Source organism: Kineosphaera limosa NBRC 100340, from assembly GCF_000298215.1.
Taxonomy (GTDB): domain Bacteria; phylum Actinomycetota; class Actinomycetes; order Actinomycetales; family Dermatophilaceae; genus Kineosphaera; species Kineosphaera limosa.
This window is the reverse complement of sequence record NZ_BAHD01000006.1, coordinates 1-16,311: the sequence shown is the minus strand read 5'-3', so window position 1 is coordinate 16,311 and position 16,311 is coordinate 1. Positions and strand designations below refer to the sequence as shown.

15 protein-coding genes and 1 pseudogene are annotated in these 16,311 nt (G+C 71.7%); 3 read left to right on the top strand and 13 right to left on the bottom strand.

Annotation, left to right across the window (positions count from 1 at the left end):
* From KILIM_RS02790 to dop, 12 genes are all read right to left on the bottom strand, one after another.
* Positions 1-811 (bottom strand): DEAD/DEAH box helicase (locus KILIM_RS02790; RefSeq protein ID WP_006591095.1); only part of this gene is annotated, 811 nt, incomplete at its 3' end.
* A gap of 41 nt (positions 812-852) precedes the next feature.
* The gene (tatC, locus tag KILIM_RS02785) at positions 853-1,830 is read right to left on the bottom strand and encodes a twin-arginine translocase subunit TatC (RefSeq protein WP_006591094.1); all 978 of its coding nucleotides are present in this window, start codon (positions 1,828-1,830) and stop codon (positions 853-855) included.
* A gap of 2 nt (positions 1,831-1,832) precedes the next feature.
* Positions 1,833-2,183: a Sec-independent protein translocase subunit TatA gene (gene tatA, locus KILIM_RS23040; RefSeq protein WP_006591093.1), complete on the bottom strand. Its 351-nt coding sequence runs from the start codon at positions 2,181-2,183 to the stop codon at positions 1,833-1,835.
* A 65-nt stretch (positions 2,184-2,248) separates the two neighbouring features.
* On the bottom strand, positions 2,249-3,268 hold the full coding sequence (locus KILIM_RS02775; protein WP_006591092.1) for a helix-turn-helix transcriptional regulator: 1,020 nt from the start codon (positions 3,266-3,268) through the stop codon (positions 2,249-2,251).
* On the bottom strand, positions 3,265-4,341 hold the full coding sequence (locus tag KILIM_RS02770) for a helix-turn-helix transcriptional regulator (RefSeq protein ID WP_006591091.1): 1,077 nt from the start codon (positions 4,339-4,341) through the stop codon (positions 3,265-3,267). The genes KILIM_RS02775 and KILIM_RS02770 overlap by 4 nt, the downstream gene beginning before the upstream one ends.
* A 24-nt stretch (positions 4,342-4,365) precedes the next feature.
* A complete protein-coding gene (locus KILIM_RS02765; RefSeq protein ID WP_006591090.1) occupies positions 4,366-4,752 on the bottom strand; it encodes an FKBP-type peptidyl-prolyl cis-trans isomerase in 387 nt (128 codons plus the stop codon).
* A gap of 77 nt (positions 4,753-4,829) precedes the next feature.
* Positions 4,830-5,819: an FKBP-type peptidyl-prolyl cis-trans isomerase gene (locus KILIM_RS21970; protein WP_006591089.1), complete on the bottom strand. Its 990-nt coding sequence runs from the start codon at positions 5,817-5,819 to the stop codon at positions 4,830-4,832.
* Positions 5,820-6,017: 198 nt separating this feature from the next.
* The gene (gene pafA / locus KILIM_RS02755; protein ID WP_006591088.1) at positions 6,018-7,424 is read right to left on the bottom strand and encodes a Pup--protein ligase; all 1,407 of its coding nucleotides are present in this window, start codon (positions 7,422-7,424) and stop codon (positions 6,018-6,020) included.
* 1 nt (position 7,425) lies between these two features.
* Positions 7,426-8,379 carry a proteasome subunit alpha gene (gene prcA / locus KILIM_RS02750; RefSeq protein ID WP_006591087.1) on the bottom strand — a complete coding sequence of 318 codons (954 nt, stop codon included), beginning with the start codon at positions 8,377-8,379 and terminating at the stop codon, positions 7,426-7,428.
* Complete coding sequence (gene prcB, locus KILIM_RS02745; protein ID WP_006591086.1) at positions 8,376-9,254, bottom strand: proteasome subunit beta; 879 nt, start codon at positions 9,252-9,254, stop codon at positions 8,376-8,378. Before prcB ends, prcA begins: the two co-directional genes overlap by 4 nt.
* Positions 9,251-9,460 (bottom strand): ubiquitin-like protein Pup, encoded by a 210-nt coding sequence (locus KILIM_RS02740; protein WP_006591085.1) that lies wholly within the window; start codon positions 9,458-9,460, stop codon positions 9,251-9,253. Before KILIM_RS02740 ends, prcB begins: the two co-directional genes overlap by 4 nt.
* Positions 9,461-9,575: 115 nt before the next feature.
* Positions 9,576-11,156, bottom strand: coding sequence for a depupylase/deamidase Dop (dop, locus tag KILIM_RS02735; protein ID WP_040561976.1), 1,581 nt, complete (start codon positions 11,154-11,156; stop codon positions 9,576-9,578).
* Between the two features lie 123 nt (positions 11,157-11,279).
* Between dop and KILIM_RS21965 the strand changes: the two genes are divergently transcribed.
* On the top strand, positions 11,280-12,362 hold the full coding sequence (locus KILIM_RS21965; protein WP_006591083.1) for an alpha/beta hydrolase: 1,083 nt from the start codon (positions 11,280-11,282) through the stop codon (positions 12,360-12,362).
* An 11-nt stretch (positions 12,363-12,373) separates the two neighbouring features.
* Here the strand turns inward: KILIM_RS21965 and KILIM_RS02725 are convergent, their stop codons facing one another.
* Complete coding sequence (locus KILIM_RS02725) at positions 12,374-14,395, bottom strand: ABC1 kinase family protein (RefSeq protein WP_006591082.1); 2,022 nt, start codon at positions 14,393-14,395, stop codon at positions 12,374-12,376.
* Between the two features lie 199 nt (positions 14,396-14,594).
* Here KILIM_RS02725 and KILIM_RS02720 point away from each other — a divergent pair.
* Positions 14,595-15,563 (top strand): annotated as a pseudogene (locus KILIM_RS02720) (ribose-phosphate diphosphokinase); the annotation flags it as partial.
* A gap of 260 nt (positions 15,564-15,823) precedes the next feature.
* Positions 15,824-16,213 (top strand): DUF3054 domain-containing protein, encoded by a 390-nt coding sequence (locus KILIM_RS02715; protein WP_051988607.1) that lies wholly within the window; start codon positions 15,824-15,826, stop codon positions 16,211-16,213.
* Positions 16,214-16,311: the final 98 nt, after the last annotated feature.

Here is a 16,311-nt window from a genome sequence, read left to right as displayed (position 1 = left end):
GCCCGTAGCCGCCCCCGGCACCGGGCCCGTCGCGTCGCGAGCCGCGGGCCGCGCGCTCGCGGATGGCGGCCAGCAGCTCGGGATTGACCTCCTCCACCGGGGCCCGGCCGTCGGCGGACCGCCCCGGGTCGTGCTCGACGAACAGGTCGAACAGTTCGCGCCCGACGAGCATGTGCTGCCACAGCGGCACCGGACGGTGCTCGGAGACGATGACCTCCGTCTCCCCCCGGACCGCCCCCAGCCAGGCGCCGAACTCCTCGGCGTTGCTGACCGTCGCCGACAGCGACGCGACGAGCACGTCCTGCGGCAGGTGGATGATGACCTCTTCCCACACCGCGCCGCGCATCCGGTCGGCGAGGTAATGCACCTCATCCATGACGACGTAGCCGAGCCCGTGCAGGGTCGAGGAGTCGGCATACATCATGTTGCGCAGCACCTCGGTCGTCATGACGACGATCGGCGCCTCGGAGTTGATCGAGGAGTCACCCGTCAGCAGCCCCACGTGCTGCGCGCCGTGCCGGCGGGAGAGGTCGGCGAACTTCTGGTTCGAGAGCGCCTTGATCGGCGTGGTGTAGAACGCCTTGCGGCCCTGCGCCAACGCCAGGTGCACCGCGAACTCGCCGACCACGGTCTTGCCGGCACCCGTGGGCGCGGCGACCAACACGCTGCGGCCGTCCTCCAGGGCGACCGCAGCCCGCTCCTGAAAGTCGTCGAGAGGAAAGTCGAGACCGGCGGCGAATTCGGTGAGGGCGGGATGGCTCGCGGCCCCCCGCCGACGCGCGGCGGCGAACCGTTCGGCGGGACTGGGCATGCGCCTCACGGTACGTCAGCTCGGGCCGAAACGCCCCGGAGCTACAGCGGGCTGGCCGTGTCGTCGTCGAGGTCGGCCCAGTCGGGCCGCTTCTTGGCGCGGTGCCGGTCGATCAGGAAGGCGACCCCGACAGCGCCGAAGTACAGGCCGCACATGGGGATCGCGAGCACGAACAGCGTCCAGGCGTCGGGAGTCGGGGTCATCATGGCCGCGAACACGAAGTTCAGCAGCACCGCGAATCGCCAGCCCTTGATCATGACGCGCGCGGGCAGCACGTGGGCGAAGTTCAACGCGACGAGGAGCACCGGCAGCAGGAAGGCGATGCCGAAGGCGAGGATGAAACGGGTGACGAACGCCAGATACTGGTCGGCGGGGATGAGGTTCCAGGTGCCCTGAGGCGTGAAGTCCAGCAGCACCCGGACCGCCGTCGGCAACACGAAGTTGGCCAGGGCGCAGCCGGCGAAGAACAGCGGCACGGCGGCGCAGATGAAGGCGACCGCGGTGCGCTTCTCCCGCTTGGTCAGGCCGGGCACGATGAACGCCCAGATCTGCCAGAGCCACACGGGCGCCGACAAGATGATGCCGAGCCACAGCGCCACGGTCAGCTGCAGCCCGAACGGCGTGGTCAAGCCTTGGAAGTTGAGCCCCACGTCGCCCCAGCCCTCGCGGACGGCCACGATTCGCAGGGGCTGCGTGAGGAACTCCAGCAGGGGCTTGTACTGGATCCAGCCGACGACGCCGCACAGGACCACGGCGATGGCGGCGATGATCGCCCGGTTGCGCAGCTCGCGCAGGTGGTCGCCCAGGGACATGCGACCCTCGGGATCCCGCTTCTTGCGACGCGGAACGTTGACGCGGCGTTTGCCGCCGCGCCCCGCCTTGGCGGGCCGGCGGGCACGACGTCCACGCCCGCGCTTGTCCACGGCGCCCGACGAGGAGCCCCCGCCGGAGCCACCTCGGGAGTCGTCGGGTTCGGGCGCGGCCGCGGAGTCGTGGGGCGCGCCGATGTCGGCGCTCACACTCAGTTCCGCTGTTGCTGGGAGTCGGGCGAGCCGCCCGTGGCGCCGGTCGAATTCTCCTGCACCGGGCTCGAACTGCCGCTGTCCGCCGCCTTCGCGTCACCGGTGCCCGAGCCGGGTTTGCCCTCGCCGGCGTGCGGGGCACCGTTGTTCACGGTCTCGCCGCGGACGGTGTCGGAGCTGGCGGCGCTCCGGCCATCGCCCTTCATCTCGTCGACCTCGGCCTTGAAGATGCGCATCGAGCGCCCCAGCGAACGAGCAGCGTCGGGCAGCCGCTTCCAGCCGAAGAGAATGATGATGAGGATGATGAGGATGACGAAGTGCCATCCCTCGAACAGTCCGCGCCAACCCATGTGCTCGTGCCTTCCGTGGGAATTCGACTCACCTGTCGGGCAAGCCCGGGGCAACGAGGGCAACTCTACAGGTTGTCCCCGTACGCCAGCAGTGCGTGCCGGGCCCCCGCGGCCACGTCGCGAGCCAGCCATTCGGGCTCCACGACGCGCGCGGAACCGCCGAGGCGCCACAGCAATCGGCGCAACCAGGCCGGATCCCCGACCCGCAGCACCAGCCGCATCGTCCCGTCCGATTCACCCGACTCGCCCGAGTCGCCCGGCTGCGCGGCGACCTCGCGTCGAGACTCGTGCGGGTAGTAGTCGGCGACCCAGCGGGCAGCGGGGCTCAACTCCAGCTCGACCAGCAGGTCACCGGAACCGCCCTGATACACCCCCGCGTCCAGGTCGCGGGCTTGCGCCTGCGCCGGCGGGGTGCCGTCGATATCGAGCACGGTGGCCGACTCGATGCGGTCGAGCCGGAACAGGCGGACGTCGGCCGCCCGATGGCAGTAGGCCTCCAGGTACCAGTGGCCGTCCTGGGCGAACAGGCGCATGGGGTCGACGTCGCGGGTGGTCACCTCGTCGCGGCTCGGCACGTGATAGTCCAGCCGCACCCGGCGCCGGTCGGCCAGTGCGCCCTGCAGCTGGAGCAGCCGCTGCGACTCGGCCTCCTCGGCGACCTCCACGTGGATGCGCCGGCCCACCTCGTCGAGCTGCGGTCGGGCGGCCGACCCGGTGGCCTGCTCGAGCTTGGCCAGGGTGGTGGCGACGACGTCGCTGTCGCCAACCTGGCCGGTGGCCTCGATGGCGCGCAGCGCGACGATCAGGGAGAGCGCCTCCTCGCGGCTCAGCCGCAGCGGTCGGGCGATCTCGTCGGCGTTGCCGAGGTAGACCCGCCCGGTCTCCCACTCGGCCTCGATGAGGTCGTCGGGCATGCCGCCGGGGGTGCCGCAGAGAAAGAGCAGCTCGAGATCACGCACGAACGCCTTCTCGCCCAGGCCGAACTCGGCGGCGGCCTGCGCCACCGGCACCCCGGGGTGGGCGAGCAGCCAGGGCACCATCGTTAGCAACCGGGCGACCCGAGAGGTCGAGGACTCCTGGCTCACGACGCCTCCCCCGCGCCGGTGCCTGCGCTGCCCGCCGGCGCCATCTGGGCCGCGGCCCGCAGTCGGTCGATGACCGCCGACCGCACCGGCGCCGGCTCCAGGGCCACGACATCGGCCCCGTACGAGCACAGTTCGTCGACGAAGCGGCCGGTGTCGTCATAGGCCACCGAGATCCGATCCCACGTCTCGTCTCGCTGCGGATCCCCCAGGTCTTCGACCGACTCAGCGGCGTCGGATGCTCCTGCACCGGGGTCGGCCAGCGTGTCGGGAATGGCCCGGCGGCGTAGGGCGTGGGCGCGCCCGGCGCGCACCAGCAGCTGCGCGACACCGGACGACTCGCGGCTGCCGGCGCTGAAGCGCACGGCCGAGCGGGCGTCGTGGTCGGCGGGCACCTCGTAGGAGCCGGGCCGCCCGTCCCTGACGACCTTGCCCTCGATGCGGCCGAGTCGAAACACCCGGCTGTCCTGCCGGTCGGTGTCGTAGCCGGTGAGATACCAGCGGCCGTGCCACGACGCGATGCCCCAGGGGAGCACATGCCGACGACTCGCCGGAGCCCCGGATCGGCGGTAGTCGAAGGCGATGGGCTGGGTGGCCACGACGGCCGCGTGCACGGCGTCGAAGGCGGGTTCTACGGCCCGCACCCGCGGCTCGACGCCCAGCGTCGGGCTGCTGGCGGCCCCATCGGTGTCGACACCGGCCGCCGTCAGCTTGCGCAGCGCCTCGGCGCCGCTGCCGGCCAGCGCGGCGTGGGTCCACGTCCGGGCGGCGAGGCTGAGGGCCGCAGCCTCGGCGGGCGTGAACTCGATCTGCGGCAGCGCGTACTCGCTACGGTCGATGAAGTACCCAGTGTCGTCCTCGAAGACGACGTCGACGCGGCTGCGCAGCGGGATGCCCAGCGTCCGCAACTCGTCCTTGTCCCGCTCGAACATCCGGTCGAACGCCTCGTCGGACTCCTGGTCGTACTGCGGCACCGCCCGCCGGATCTGCTCCTTGAGCAGCGGCCGCCGGGTGTGCAGCAGGCAGATGACGAGGTTGAGCAGCCGCTCGACCTTCTCCGACGCCTGCGTGGCCATGAGGTGAGGGCGACCCGGCAGCGCTCAGCGCACGTCGACGAGGTCGACGACGAAGATCAGCGACTCCCCCGGCGCGATGACGTTGCCGGCGCCCTGGTCGCCGTAAGCGAGCCGGCTGGGGATGACGAGGCGGCGCCGACCGCCGACCTTCATCCCGACGATGCCCTGGTCCCAGCCGGCGATGACGCGGCCGCCGCCGAGCGGGAAGTCCAGTGGCGCACCGCGGTTCCAGGAGGAGTCGAACTCCTCCCCGGTGGAGTGGGCGACACCGACGTAGTGGGCGCTGACGACGTGACCGGCTTGCGCGAGCGCACCATCGCCCTCCCAGAGGTCTTCGATGACCAACTCGCTGGGAGCCGGGTCTTCGGGAAAGTCGATCTCGGGCTTACCGACGCCAGGGTCGAACGGCATAGGGGCTCCTTCGCTGAAGCGCGACCGGCGGGCGGCCGCGCGTGTTCGGTTCGCGGGCCAGGTTACCCGCGCACCTCTCAGCTTGCGTCGAGGATGTCGAGGACGAAGACCATCGTGTCGTCGCCCTTGATCGCTCCCGAGCCCGCGGCGCCGTAGCCGTCGGCCGGCGGCACGACGAGCAGCAGGCGGGTGCCGACGGTCTGGCCGACGATGTGCTGGTCCCAGGCCTTGATGAGGTTGCCGGTGCCGATCTGGAACTCGGCGTAGCCCTGCGGCTGCTTGCCGGAGTAGTCGAACGGGTTGCCCGGGTCGCGCCAGGTGACACCCGTGTAGGTGACCCGCACGGTCTGGCCGGCCACCACCCGCGGTCCGTCACCGATGATGAGCGGTTGGGCCACCGTCTGGGTCGGCGGCGCGCTGTCGGGCACCGTGATCTTGGCCGGGTCGTTGGCGGTCTCGCCCATCTGCACGGTCGGCAGCCCGGCCTTCGGCGGGACCACCGTGCCCTCGGCCTCCTTCAGGGGGGCCGTCGCGCTGATCGGCTCGATGAGGTAGAGCAGCGTGTCGGCGGGCCGGATGTCGAGCTTCTCGTCACCGGACTGGCCCATGGCCGTCGAGGCCGGGATCGCCAACAGCACCTGGGATCCGAGCTTCTGCCCGATAAGTGGCGAGAACTGCGGGATCTGCCCGATCGGCAGGGTCACGGGTTTGTCGGCCCACATCGTCGCCCGCGGCTTGCCGTCGCGCGCGTTGACGAGCAGGTACTTGGCGACGACCTTCTGGTCCGCGGTGATCGGCGCACCGTTGCCCGGTTCCACGACGAGATGCTCGGGCTGGGCCACCGTCAGTGGCACCTGCGGCAGCTTCAGCGTGGGCGCCTGCGAGCTGGAGCGGGCCGGCTCGATGGTGATCTGGTCGAGGATCCCCGACTGAGCGGTCGCCGTCGGGGTCGCGCCGTTCTGGGCGGTCGCCTCCGATTCGCTGCCCGGGTCATGACCGCCGCAGGCGCTCAACAGCAGGACGAACGGCAGCACACTGGCGGCCACGAGACGGCGAGAGACAGGCAACGGACACCTTCGCAGGTACAAGGCCCGACGGCGCGTGCCGCTCAGGCGAGTCAGGGAATTTCACGATAGCCGCCGGTTCTGCACGCGACCTGCGCTCTGGGTGTGAAGGGCCGACTCGTGCCGAACTCGTGGCGAATTCGTTGGCGGACCGTGACCTTTGGGGACCTATGGGGACCTTTGGGGTCGGTGGCCGGCGCTTCAGGCGGGAGTGGGGTCGTCGGAGACCGGTTGAGGCACCGCGTTGAGAAGGCGGTCGACTCGCGGGTCGGTGGCGGCGAACGGGTCCTTGCACAGCACGGTGCGTCCGGCCCCGTCGTTGAGGCGTAGGTGGGTCCAGTCGACCGTGTAATCGCGGCCGTGTTCGCGGGCCGCGGCCACGAACGCCCCGCGCATCGCCGCGCGGGTGGTGGCCGGGGGGTGGCGACGTGCCTGCTGCACATCCGCCGGGCTGACGTGGGTGGTGGCACCGCCGCGGGCCTGCGTCAGCGCGAACAGGCCGCGCCCCGGCTCGACGTCGTGGTAGGCGAGCTCGAGTTGAGCGATCCGCGGATGCTCCAGCCCCAGGCCGTGCCGGTCGGCGTACCTGGTCAGCAGGTGGCGTTTGAGGATCCAGTCGACATCGCGCACGACGTCCTGCGGCCGGTCGCTCTCGATGGCGGTCAGCACGCGGTCCCACAACTCCAGCACCGGCGCGTCGTGGGCGGTCGCGGCGCCCGTGCGGTCGACGAATGCTGCGGCCCGCTCCTGAAACTCGCGTTGCAGTGCGGTCGCCGACAGCGCCCGTCCGCTCGTCAGCTCGACCGGCACGGCGCCGCGCGGGTCGCGGCTGACGGCCCGGATCGCCTTCGCGGGGTTGACCAGACTGAGGTCGGGCAGCGGCTCGCCCGCCTCGTGCATGCGCAGCACGAGGTCGGTGGCGCCGACCTTGAGCAGGGTGCTGCTCTGGGCCAGGTTGGAGTCGCCGACGATGATGTGCAGCCGCCGGTAACGCTCGGCGTCGGCGTGCGGCTCGTCGCGGGTGTTGATCATCGGGCGGCTGCGGGTCGTGGCGCTCGACGTGCCCTCCCACATGACGTCGGCGCGCTGGCTCACGTGGTACTCCACGCGCTCCCCCGCACCGTCGGGCACTCGCATCAGTCGGCCCGCGCCGCAGACGATCTGCCGAGACACCAGGAAGGGCACGAGCAACTCGCCGAGGCGGGCCAGGTCGCTGCTGCGAGAGACGAGGTAGTTCTCGTGGCAACCGTAGGAGTTGCCCGCCGAATCCAGGTTGTTCTTGAACAGGTAGACGGTGCCGGTCAGCTCGAGCTCGGCCAGCCGCGCTCGGGCCTCGTCGACGAGGTCGTTGAGCAGCGTCGTGCCTGCCTCGTCCTGCGCCAGCAGATCGGCGAGGGAGTCGCACTCGGCGGTGGCGTACTCCGGGTGGTTGCCGACGTCGAGGTAGAGGCGGGAGCCGTTGGGCAGAAAGACGTTCGAGCTGCGTCCCCAGGCCACGACGCTGCGGAACATGTGCCGGGCCACCTCGTCGGGCCCCAGCGCCCGCCGACCCTCACGGGTGCACGTCAGGCCGTATTCGGTCTCCAGGCCGAAGATGCGCCGGTCCATCTCAACCCGCCGATCCCTGGGTCGCGTCATCTCCCGGGGTTGCGTCATCGCCCTCGGGCGCGTCGCCCTGCAAGGCCTGTTCCTGCGTGGTCTCGTTCTGCGTGGTCTCGTTCTGCGTGGTCTCGTCGCTGCGCTGCGTCTGCGGATTGGACGACGCCTCGGCCGCGGACGCCGTCGGGGCCGGAGCCTGCGGCACGGGGGTACCGGAGGTGGTGGTGACGGTCTCGTCGGTCTGGGGTAGGTCGTGCGTAGGGTCGCTGGCCGAGAGCAACTGGGTCAGCAGGGCCGCCGGGACGCGCCGGAAGGTGCGCCGCGGGCGGGACCGGTCGAGGACCGCGACCTCCAGGACGTCGGCGTCGAGGGTGCGCGCCTGCCCACCGGCCGGGTCGGCGGACAGGGCGGCGATGGCGAGCGCCAGGGCCCGCGCCAGCAGCAGGTCGGGCTGCCAGTGTCGGCCGAGCACCGCGGCGGCGGCCTCGGTGGTGCCGCCCATGACGACGTAGCCCTGCTCGTCGGCAACCGATCCGTCGTAGGTCAGCCGGTAGATCTGATCGTCGGCGGCGTTGCGGCCGACCTCGGCGACGACGATCTCGACCTCGTAGGGCTTGTGCTCCTGGGTGAAGACGGTGCCCAGGGTCTGGGCGTAGGCGTTGGCCAGGCCGCGGGCTGTGACGTCGCGCCGGTCGTAGGCGTAGCCGCGCATGTCGGCGTAGCGCACGCCGGCGACCCGCAGGTTCTCGAACTCGTTGTACTTGCCGACCGCGGCGAAGCCGATGCGGTCGTAGATCTCGCTGACCTTGTGCAGCGCCCGCGAGGGGTTCTCGGCGACGAACGCGATGCCGCCCGCGTAGGCCAGCACGACGACCGAACGGCCCCGGGCGATGCCCTTGCGGGCGTAGTCGGCCCGGTCGTTCATGAGCTGCTCGGGGCTGACGTAGAACGGCTGCTGGCTCATCGGCGGCCGCCGGGGTGTTCGCGGCGGTCGGCGACGATCGCCTCGACGGTCGCGGCGAGGGCGTCGTCGGGCAGCAGCCGGGCCCCGCGCACGTCGATCAACGCGCAGGTGGGCCACAGCCGCCGAATGAGGTCAGGGCCGCCAGTGGCGGTGTCGTCGTCGGCGGCGTCGTACAGGGCTTCGATGGCGACCCGCAGCGCCTCGTCCGCGGGCAGGCCCGGCCGCCACAGCTTTTTCAGGGCGCCGCGGGCGAACAGCGAGCCGGAGCCGACGCTGTGGTGCTCGCGCTCCTCGTAGCAGCCGCCGGTGACGTCGTAGCTGAACATGCGGCCGTGGCCGTAGTCGAGGTCGTAGCCCGCGAACAGGGGCACGACGGCCAGGCCCTGCATCGCCAGCCCGAGGTTGCCGCGCAGCATCGCCGCGAGGCGGTTGGCCTTGCCCTCCAACGAGAGCACCGCGCCCTCGATCTTCTCGAAGTGCTCGAGCTCGACCTGAAAGAGCTTGACCATCTCGATGGCGACCCCGGCGGTGCCGGCGATACCCACGGCGGAGTGGTCGTCGGTGACGAAGACTTTCTCGATGTCGCGGCTGGCGATGATATTGCCCATCGTGGCGCGCCGGTCGCCGGCCAGCAGCACCCCGCCGTCGTACGCGAGGGTGACGATCGTGGTGCCGTGCGGGGCGGACACAGCGCCGATCGACGCGCCCCCGCCGCCGGTCTGCTCGCTGAACCGGCGCCCGGGCAACAGCTGCGGGGCGACGTCGCCGACGAACTCGGTGAACGACGACGAACCGACGGACAGGTAGGCCGGGCTCAGCCGTCCGCCGGCCGCGGGCGACCCACCCGATCCGCCGCCGAAACCGAGCCGGCTCACTGGCCGCCCTTCTGCACGAAGCCCGCGACGAACTCCTCCGCGTTGGTCTCCAGCACCCCGTCGATCTCGTCGAGCACGCTGTCGATGTCGGCGTCGAGCTCGGCCTTGCGCGCCGACAGCTGCGCCGCGTCGGGCGCGGGCGCCGGGGGCGGCTCGCTGGGCTCGGGACGCCCTCGCTGCGGCTGCACCTGCTCCTGACCGGCCATGACGATCGCCTCCTGCTCTGGTCTAACGAATCCCTCGGGGGGTCTGCGGTGCTTGTGCGCCCAACATAACCGGCACCTACGACAAGCGTGCTGCGCCCTGCGTGCCGCGCCCTGCTCAGCCGGGGTCGCCCCGTTCACCGCGCAACTCGGCCAGCAGTCCGGCGGGCTCGGCGTGCCGGTCGAGCAACTCCCCGACGAGCGCCCGGGTGCCGCGGTGCGGCTCGGCCAGGTGCAGCCGCTGCAGGCGGTCGTGGCCCGGCACCTCGAAGACGACCGACTCCCACGAGGCGGCGGCGACGCCGGCGCCGTAGCGGCGCACGCACTCTCCGCGGAACCAGGCGCGCGTCGAGGCCGGCGCCTGATCGACGGCCGCCGCGACCTCCTCGGCGGTCGTCAGCCGGTCGATGCGGCCGGCGCGCTCGAGGGTGCGGGCCACGCCCTTGCCGGGCCGCATGTCGGACCACTGGAAGTCGATGGCCGCCAACCGCGGCGCATCCCACTCCAAGCCGTCGCGCTCCCGATAGCCCTGCAGCAGTGCCAGTTTGGCGACCCAGTCGACCTGAGCGCGGGCGTCCAGCACGTCGCGGCCCAGGGTCGTCAGCACCTGCTCCCACAGGTCCATGACCTGGCGCGTCGGCGCATCCCACCCGTCGCTGGCGCTCAGCCAGGCGGTGGCGGCCTCCAGGTAGCGCCAGTGCAGGTCCAGGCCCGTGAGCCGGGTGCCGTCGGCGAGTACCACGTGGGTGCGCAGACTCGGGTCGTGGCTGACGGCCGCGAGTTGCCGCAGCGGCTCGATCATCCGCAGGTCCGCCGGCAGCGCCTGGTCCTCGATCATGCCCAGCACGAGGCTCGTCGTGCCCATCTTCAGCAGCCCCGCGACGTCGCAGAGGTTGGCGTCGCCGAGGATCACGTGCAGCCGCCGGTAGCGGTCGGGCGCCGCGTGCGGCTCGTCGCGGGTGTTGATGATCGGCCGCTTGAAGGTCGTCTCCAGGCCTACCTCGGCCTCGAAGAAGTCGGAGCGGGAGGCGAGCTGGTAGCCGGGGCGCTGCGAGCGCTGGCCGAGCCCGACGCGCCCGGCGCCGCAGATGATCTGCCGGACGACGAAGAACGGGGTGAGGCCCGCGACGATCTCCGCGAACGGGGTATCGCGGCGCATGAGGTAGTTCTCGTGGGTGCCGTAGGAGGCGCCCTTGCCGTCGGTGTTGTTCTTGTAGAGCACCGGCACCCCGTCGCCGGGCGGCCGCAGCCCGTCGGCCTCCTCCTGGGCCAGCACCCCCGCGGCGATCGCCATGATCTGCTCACCCGCGCGGTCCCAGACGAGCGCCTCCATCGGGTCGACGACCTCCGGCGCGGAGTACTCGGGATGCGCGTGATCGACGTACAGGCGGGCCCCGTTGGTCAGCACGAGGTTGGCGACGCCCGGGTCGTCCTCCCACTCGTCGGTGAGCATCGAGACGTGCGCGTCGAGGCGGTGCATCGAGTAGCCGCGCGCGTCGGCCAGCGGCGTCTCGCCCGCGTAGTCCCAGCGCACCCCCACCGGTCGAGCCGATCCCCCGCGGTGGCCGGCGCCGGACTCGCTGCCGCGCGCATAGGCGCGCACGACATCCCCGGAGAGGATCATCGGGTTGGCCTGCGGGCGCCCCGGCACGCTGATCCCGTACTCGGTCTCGATGCCCATGACGCGCCGCACACTCATGAGCCCCAGCGTAGGCGGGTGCGATCAGACCCGCCCCAGGCGCAGCCCAGGTGAATATCAGATGAACGTCCAGCGTATGGAAGGTGAGATGGTGGTGGGCAGTGGGTGACGCACCATAGGGGGATGCTCAACGCCCCACCCCCGCGCGCCCTGCCGTGGCGCACCCGTCTGCTGCACGGGCTCTCGTCGCTGACCGGCTCGGTCGCCGACCTGCCCAAAGAACAGTTGGCGTCGATGCGCATGCCGCGGCCGCGCTCGCGGATCCTCGACGCGTTGAGCGGCTACACGGCCACGGATGTGCAGATCAGCGATGTGCAGGTGCCGGTGCGCGACGAGCGGTCCGTGCGGGTGCGGCTCTACGACAGCGCCCTGGGCGCGCACGGTGCGATCCACCGCGAGGAGATCGACGCCCAGCCGCGCCCGCTGCTGGTGTTCATCCACGGCGGCGGCTGGGTGCTCGGGCTGGTCGAGGGCTACGACGCGCTCTGCTCCTACCTGGCGCAGCAGGCCGACGTGATCGTCGCCTCCATCGAATACCGGCTGGCGCCAGAGCATCCCGCACCGGCCGCCATTCACGACTGCGTCGACGTCGTGCGCGCCCTGCCCGATCTCGCGCCGCAGTGGGGGGCCGACCCACAGCGGATGGCCGTGGCCGGAGACAGCGCGGGCGGCAACCTCGCGGCCGTGCTCACCCAGGTGCTGCGCGACGAGGGCGGGCCGGCCCTGGCCGCCCAGGTGCTGCTGTATCCCAGCGTCGACTGCACGTGCCTGAGCCGGTCGAAGATCGACTTCGCGCGCGGACCCATCCTCAACCGCCGCGACGCCGACGCCTACTTCGCGTACTACCTGGGCGACGGGCCGGACGCCCTGAGCCCCTTCGATCCCTTGATCTCCCCCGCCCTGGGTGACCTGCGCGGCCTGCCGCCGGCGCTCGTCCAGACCGCCGGACTCGATCCGCTGCGCGACGAAGGCGCCGCCTACGCCCGCTCGCTGCGCGGTGTCGGGGTGCCGGCGCAGCACACCGATTTTCCGAAGGCACCCCACGGCTTCGCGAGCTGGCCGGTGCTGGCCCCCGGGGTCGGCGCCCACCGGCCGCAAATCGTCGAGTTCCTGCGCGAGCACCTGGCGCCAGCAGGCACGAGCAACGCGCCCGGTGGCAACGAGCTCGCTGCGGACGCGCCACCAGCCCAGCCCTCTGTCGCCTGAACGCTAGGCCGCTACAACGCCCCGGTCGGTCGCCGGAAGGCGAACGCGAGCACGCGGGCGGCGAGCACGAAGGCGAACAGCAGGAAGGTCGCGCCCAGGATCGGGTAGATCGGCACGCTGTCTTCCAGCTCCGGGCTGTTGGGGGCGACGAGAAGGACGACGGCGACGAGGGAGCAGGCGGCGGCGATGATCGTCGTCGCCACCTGTTGCAGCAGGCCGGTGACGTAGCCGCGGTCGCGGTCGTCGGCGAACACCCGTAGCTGCATCGACAGCTCGCCGCGTTCGAGGGAGCGGGCCAGCGCGTCGACGCGGCGCGGCAGCCGCCGCAGTGACGGCAGCAGCTGGGCGAGTTCGGTCTCCAGGGTTTCGCGCATCGCCGCGGGAGCCAGCCGAGCGGAGAGTTGTCGGGCTCCGACCTCCTTGGCGGTCTCGACGAGGTCGAAGCCGGGGTCCAGCAGCACCAGCGTGCCTTCCAGGGCCGCCAACGACCGGAACACCGCTGCCAGCGGCGCCGGCACGGTGAAGCGGTGGGCGACGATGAGGGCGAACAGGTCGGCGAACATCCCGGCCGTCCCGCCGTTGCCGCCGGCGGCGCCGACGTGGCGCACCATGATCTGGCCGATGGCCCGCTCGAAACTCGCCTCGTCGAGGCTGGCGGGCCGTTCCAGCAGGCCGAGCAGCGCGTCGGTCGCGGAGACCGAATCGTCGCGTTGCACGGCCAGCAGGAGTCGCGCGAGATCGTCGCGGGCGGCGCGGTCGAGGCGTCCGACCGAGCCGAAGTCGAGCAGCACGAGGGTGTCGTCGTCGCGCAGAATGACGTTGCCCCCGTGCAGGTCGGCGTGAAACACCCCGACCCGCACGATCTGATCGAGCACGATCGCCAGCAGCGCGCGGGCCAACTCGACCCGCCGCTGCGCGCTCAACCCGGCCAGGCGCTGACCGGCCCGTGACAGCGGCACTCCCCGCACCCGCTCCATGACCAGGACCCGGCGCCCGGAGAGGCCGTCGACGACGGCCGGCACGGTGACCAGTCCACCTCCGGCGCTCAGGGAATGCTCGATGCCGTGCACGTTGGCGGCCTCGACCCGGTAGTCCAGCTCCTCCCCCAGGCTCTGCGCGAAGCCGTCGACGAGGTCGGGTAGTCGCAGGTCGGCGCCCCATTGAGTGCGCCGGGCCAGGAAGTGGGCGATGCGGCGCAGGATGTCGAGGTCGGCGTCGACCTGTCGTTGGGCGCCGGGCCGCTGCAGCTTGAGCACCACCTCGCGCCCGTCGCGCAGCGTCGCGCAGTGCACCTGCCCGACCGAGGCGGCCGCTAGCGGCGCCTGCTCGACGTGGGCGAACACCTCCTCGATCGTCGCTGCGCTGCCGGTAGCGCTGCCGGCGAGCTGGTCGCGCAGGATCGGTTCGACCCGCTCCCAGGGCTCGGGCGGTACATCGGCCTGCAGGTGCGCCAGTTCGTCGGCGAACTCCTGGCCGATGAGGTCGGGGCGGGTCGCGAGCATCTGGCCGAGCTTGACGTAGGTGACGCCGGCGTCGGCCAGGGCTCCGCGCAGGGCCTGGGCGGTGCGACGGGTCTCGGCGCGATCCCCGGAGAGTTGTCCGCCGGCGCGGGCGAACCGGCTCAGTCCGCGGCGCGCGACGATGCCGGTGATCGCGGCGTAGCGCCGGGCGCGGCGCTGCCGGGCGGGCAGGTCCCGCAGCAGGGCGATCGGGTCGGGCAGGGATCCGGTGGGGACGATCGCCTCGAGCACGACGAGCGCGGCCAGGCCGATCGCGACGACCCAGGCCAGCAGCAAGGTCAGGCCGGCGCCCACGAGCATGACCGGCAGGTCCGCGGCGTACTGCCCGTCGGGGGTCACCCAGTGCAGCGCCTCGGCCACGCTGTTGAGCACACCGCTGCCGGTGACCACGAGCAGAAAGGCGACGAGCAGCGTGCGCCCCCAGCCGACCGGGGTGCCCAGCAGGCGGCGCGAGACGATGCCCAGCAAGATCGTGTTGACGATCGTTGCGAGGGTGAGGGCGAATCCGCTCATGGCAGGGTCCTGCGGCTCCGGGGGGCGCGAGTCATGCCTCTAGTGTGCGGGCGCTCAAGGCTGAAAGCCGGGGACGTCCGGTGACGCGTCTGGCGTCGGGCCCGGCGCGCCGCGTGCTCGTGCCGGTCGGCTGCGCGGCTACCCATCTCGTAAGCTGACGCCGACGCCCACGCTCCCGCGACGACGAGGTGGTCCTTTCGTGCGTGATGTCATCGTTTTTTCCGGTAATGCGCACCGCGCTTTGGCCCGTCGCATCTGCGAGCAACTGGGGGTGCCGCTCTCACCGGCGGATATCACTCGGTTCAGCAACGACTGCCTGCAGGTGCAACTGGGGTCCAACTGTCGGCAGCGGGATGTGTATCTCGTGCAGCCCCTGGTGCCGCCGACCCAGGACCACCTCATGGAGTTGCTGCTGATGATCGACGCGGCCCGCGGCGCGTCGGCCTCCCAGATCACCGCGGTCATTCCGCACTACGCCTACGCCCGCTCGGACAAGAAGGACGCCTCACGCATTTCCTTGGGCGGGCGGCTGGTGGCCGACCTGCTCGTGACGGCTGGGGTCGACCGCGTGTTGACGATGGCGTTGCACGCTCCGCAGGTGCACGGCTTCTTCTCCGTGCCGGTCGACCACCTGACGGCCATCGGTGTGCTCGCCGACCACTTCCGCGGACGCGACCTGAGCAACCACGTGGTGGTCTCCCCCGACCTGGGCAACGCCAAGACCGCGACCCAGTTCGCCCGGTTGCTCGACTTGCCGGTGGCCGCGGGCAACAAGCAGCGGTTGGCCGACGACAGGGTCGAGATCGACTCGATCGTCGGCGATGTCGCCGGCAAGTCGGCGATCGTGCTCGACGACGAGATCGCGACCGGAGGCTCGATGGTCGGTTTGTTGGACAAGCTCGGGGAGGCGGGGTGCCCGAGTGCGTCGGTGGCGTGCACGCACGGCCTGTTCGCCGGGTCTGCCCCCCAGCGACTGCAGGGGCACCCGCTGGTCAGCGAGGTCGTCACGACCGACACCGTGCCCGCGCCCGCCGACTGGCCGCAGCTGCGCACTCGCTCGGTCGCGGGCCTGTTCGCCGAGGCGATCGCCCGCATCCATATCGGGGAGTCGGTGAGCAGCCTGTTCGACGGGGTCGATCCGCGGCACGCGCCACCGCAGTTGTCGCTGCAGTTCGCGGATACGGCCTCGGAACAGTCTGTGCAGGGTGCGCCGTCGGTGCCGTCCGTGCTGGGCGGCATGCTGGGCGGGCCGGCCCCGCTGGTGGGTCCTGACGGCACTGAACTGCGCTTGGCCGACCTGGAGGCCGCCGGCCCGCAGCTCTCGCAACCGGTGCTCGTGTCCGCCGACGGCGACGGGCCGGCCGTTGCTGCGAGCGAGTCGGCCTCCGTGTCGTCAGCTGTTACCACTGCGGCCCGGCGGTGAGGGATGTGAGTTCAGCACCGGGTCTTCGGGTGCGCACTGGCCCGGCCATCGGCTTGGCGGTTGCCCTCGACGCGGCGCTCATCGTGACGTTCGCCGCCTTGGGTCGCGGCAGCCACAGCGAGGCGCTGTCGGTGGCCGGCATCGCTGGGACCGCGTGGCCGTTCCTGGCCGGTGCCGCGCTCGGTTGGGGCGCAGCGATCGGGCTGCGTCGTCGGCCGCCTGTCGACGTGACCGGTGGTGTCGTCGTGTGGGTCTGGACCATCGCTGGCGGCATGGCGCTGCGCGCGCTGACCGGTCAAGGGACGGCGTTCAGCTTCATCGTGGTCGCCTCCCTGGTGACCGGAGCCTTGCTGCTCGGCTGGCGCGCCATCGCCAGGGGCCTCGCGCGCCGCTGACAGCGAGCCGGCCAACCGCAGATCAGCTCGCTAGGCCCAGCGGGCAACATATTGCCCGCCCCACCTAACACTCCCAGCGCCGCACCGACCCCAGCCAA

Excerpts from the sequence above, each read along its gene's own strand:
- KILIM_RS02765 (WP_006591090.1), bottom strand. The coding sequence starts at position 4,752 with ATGCCGTTCGACCCTGGCGTCGGTAAGCCCGAGATCGACTTTCCCGAA.
- KILIM_RS02725 (WP_006591082.1), bottom strand. The coding sequence starts at position 14,395 with ATGAGCGGATTCGCCCTCACCCTCGCAACGATCGTCAACACGATCTTG.
- KILIM_RS21965 (WP_006591083.1), top strand. The coding sequence starts at position 11,280 with ATGCTCAACGCCCCACCCCCGCGCGCCCTGCCGTGGCGCACCCGTCTG.
- pafA (WP_006591088.1), bottom strand. The coding sequence starts at position 7,424 with ATGGACCGGCGCATCTTCGGCCTGGAGACCGAATACGGCCTGACGTGC.
- prcA (WP_006591087.1), bottom strand. The coding sequence starts at position 8,379 with ATGAGCCAGCAGCCGTTCTACGTCAGCCCCGAGCAGCTCATGAACGAC.
- KILIM_RS02770 (WP_006591091.1), bottom strand. The coding sequence starts at position 4,341 with ATGGCCACGCAGGCGTCGGAGAAGGTCGAGCGGCTGCTCAACCTCGTC.
- tatA (WP_006591093.1), bottom strand. The coding sequence starts at position 2,183 with ATGGGTTGGCGCGGACTGTTCGAGGGATGGCACTTCGTCATCCTCATC.
- KILIM_RS02740 (WP_006591085.1), bottom strand. The coding sequence starts at position 9,460 with ATGGCCGGTCAGGAGCAGGTGCAGCCGCAGCGAGGGCGTCCCGAGCCC.
- dop (WP_040561976.1), bottom strand. The coding sequence starts at position 11,156 with ATGAGTGTGCGGCGCGTCATGGGCATCGAGACCGAGTACGGGATCAGC.